The 3,224-nt window shown below is 72.4% G+C and carries 2 protein-coding genes; both read left to right on the top strand.

The window, feature by feature from the left end:
- On the top strand, positions 1–1,139 hold a 1,139-nt coding region (locus tag IE182_RS31445), incomplete at its 5' end, for a KR domain-containing protein (RefSeq protein WP_190113408.1).
- Positions 1,140–1,185: 46 nt separating this feature from the next.
- Positions 1,186–3,224, top strand: a 2,039-nt coding sequence (locus IE182_RS31440) for a type I polyketide synthase (RefSeq protein ID WP_190113407.1), incomplete at its 3' end; no start/stop codon positions are given.

The following is a 3,224-nucleotide window of genomic DNA, read 5'->3' as shown; positions in this document are numbered from 1 at the left end:
TGGCCGCCTGTGACGTGGCCGACCGTGCGGCGCTGGCCGCGCTGCTCGCCGAGCACCCCGTGAACGCCGTCGTGCACGCGGCCGGCACCGCCGAGCCGGGCATGCTCGCCGAGACCGGACTCGACGACTTCGCGGCCACGGTCGCCGCCAAGGCCATGGGAGCCGTGCACCTCGACGAGCTGCTGGGCGGTCAGGAGCTGGACGCCTTCGTCCTCTTCTCCTCCATCTCCGGCATCTGGGGCGGCGGCGGTCAGGCCGCGTACTCGGCCGCCAACGCCTTCCTCGACGGCCTGGCGGAGCACCGCCGGGCCCGGGGGCTCACCGCGACCGCGATCGCCTGGGGCCCGTGGGGCGACGGCGGCATGGTCGCCGACACCGGGGACGAGGAGCGGCTGCGGCTGCGCGGCCTGACCGTGCTGCGGCCGGAACAGGCGATCTCCGTGCTGCACGGCGTACTGGAGGGCGGCGAGGCCACGGTCACCGTGGCGGACGTCGACTGGGAGCGGTTCGTCGTCCCGTTCACCCTCAGCCGGCCCAGCGCCCTGCTGAGCGAGCTGCCCGAGGTCAGGAACGCCCTGGCCGAGGAGCCCGAGACCCGGTCCGCCGAGCCGTCGGCGCTGCGGCAGAAGCTGTCCGGGCTGTCCGAGGGCGAGCAGGAGCGGCTGCTCGTGGACACGGTGTGCGCCCACGCGGCGGCCGTCCTCGGCCACAGCGGCTCCGCAGCGGTGGAACCCGACCTGGCGTTCCGGGACCTCGGCTTCGACTCGCTGACGGCGGTGGAGCTGCGCAACCTGCTCACCGCCGACACGGGCCTGACCCTCTCCGCGACGCTCGTCTTCGACTGCCCGACGCCCCAGGCGATCGCCCGGTACCTGCGGGCCGAACTCGCCGGCGACGGGGGCCCGGCCGAGGTCTCGGTCTTCGGCGAGCTGGACCGCCTGGAGTCGTTGATCACGACGGTCTCCTCTGCCGAGGAGACGGTCAGGTCGGGGGTCCGGAGGCGACTGCAGGAGCTGCTGTCCCTGATGAACACCACCGGTGACCGAGGGGAGGAATCCGCCGACGCCCAGCGAAAGCTTGAGGACGCGACGGTCGACGACATCTTCGATCTGATCGATCAAGATCTAGAAAATTCCTAGTTCTTGGCCCTCTACCTTTAACAACAGCCGAGGACGGATAGGGCGGATGAGCAGCAACGAAGACAGGCTTCTCGAATACCTCAAGCGGGTCACCGGAGATCTCCGCCAGGCCAAGGAGCGCCTGCGCGAGGTCGAGGAAAAGAACCAGGAACCCATCGCGATCGTGGGCATGGCCTGCCGGTACCCCGGTGGTGTGCGTTCGCCGGAGGACCTGTGGCAGCTGGTGGTCTCCGGCGGCGACGCCGTCGGGGAGTTCCCGGCGGACCGCGGCTGGGACGTGGACGGAATCTACGACCCGGACCCCGACGCGCCGGGCAAGACCTACGCGCGGCACGGCGGATTCCTCTACGAGGCGGGGGACTTCGATCCCGAGTTCTTCGGGATCAGCCCGCGCGAGGCCGTCTCGATGGACCCGCAGCAGCGTCTGCTGCTGGAGACCACGTGGGAGACGTTCGAGCGCGCCGGCATCGATGCGGAGTCGCTGCGGGGCAGCCGGACCGGGGTCTTCGTCGGATCCGGCTACCAGGACTACCTCAACCTCCTGCTCGGTGTGGCCGGCGACTCCGACGGCCACCTCGGGACCGGCAACTCCGCCAGCGTGATGTCCGGCCGCGTCTCCTACACCTTCGGCCTGGAAGGGCCGGCGGTCACGGTCGACACCGCGTGCTCGTCGTCGCTGGTGGCGCTGCACTGGGCGATCCAGTCGCTGCGCAGTGGCGAATGCTCGATGGCGCTGGCCGGCGGCGTGATGGTGATGACCTCACCCACCGCGTTCGTCGAGTTCAGCCGCCAGCGCGGGCTGGCGCCGGACGGGCGGTGCAAGCCGTTCGCCGCCGGGGCGGACGGCACCGGATGGGCCGAGGGCGTCGGCATGCTCCTGGTGGAGCGGCTCTCCGACGCCCGCCGCAACGGACACCAGGTCCTCGCGGTGGTGCGCGGCAGTGCGGTCAACCAGGACGGCGCGTCCAACGGCCTGACCGCCCCCAACGGCCCCGCGCAGCAGCGGGTCATCCGGCAGGCGCTGGCGTCCGCCGGTCTGTCCCCCGCCCAGGTGGACGTGGTCGAGGCGCACGGTACGGGCACCCGGCTGGGCGACCCGATCGAGGCGCAGGCGCTGCTGGCGACCTACGGCCAGGAACGCCCCGAGGGCCGGCCGCTGTGGCTGGGATCCCTGAAGTCCAACATCGGGCACGCCCAGGCCGCCGCCGGTGTCGGCGGCATCATCAAGATGGTCATGGCCATGCGCCACGGCGTCCTGCCGCGGACGCTGCACGTGGACGAGCCGACGCCGCACGTGGACTGGACGGCCGGTGACGTGCGCCTGCTGACCGACGCCATGGCCTGGCCGGAGTCCGACCACCCCCGCCGGGCAGCCGTCTCCTCCTTCGGCGTCAGCGGCACCAACGCGCACACGATCATCGAGCAGGCTCCGTCCTCGGACGAGGAGCCCGCGCAGGAGGCCGCCGGCGCGCCCGTCGCCGGGCCGCTGCCGTGGGTGCTGTCCGCCAAGAACAACGATGCGCTGCGCGCCCAGGCGGCCCGGCTGCTGTCCCACGTCGCGGACAGCGAGGCATCGCCGGCGGACGTCGGTCTCTCGCTGGCCACCACGCGGGCCGCGTTACGCCACCGGGCCGCTGTGGTGGGGGAGAGCCGCGACGCCTTGCTGAGCGGCCTCAAGGACCTGGCCGCCGGCGTCCCCTCGGCCGATGTGGTGCTGGGACGTCCCGCCGGAGGCAAGACCGGATTCCTCTTCTCCGGCCAGGGATCGCAACGCCTGGGCATGGGGCGGGAGCTGTACGCCGCGTTCCCGGTGTTCGCCGCCGCGTACGACGAGGTGTGCGCCCACCTGGACGCCCCGGTCGACGTCGACGCCGACACGCTGCACCGGACCGGGTGCGCTCAGCCGGCACTGTTCGCGACCGAAGTGGCGCTGTTCCGGCTCCTCGCCTCCTGGGGCATCCGGCCGGACTACGTCGTGGGCCACTCGGTGGGCGAGATCGCCGCCGCGCACGTGGCGGGTGCGCTGTCGCTGGAGGACGCGGCGAAGCTGGTGTCGGCGCGTGCCGCGCTGATGCAGGCGCTGCC

Source organism: Streptomyces cinnamoneus (assembly GCF_014650495.1).
Lineage (GTDB): Bacteria > Actinomycetota > Actinomycetes > Streptomycetales > Streptomycetaceae > Streptomyces > Streptomyces cinnamoneus.
The sequence above is the reverse complement of the archived record's forward strand: the minus strand, read 5'-3'. Positions and strand labels throughout refer to the sequence as shown.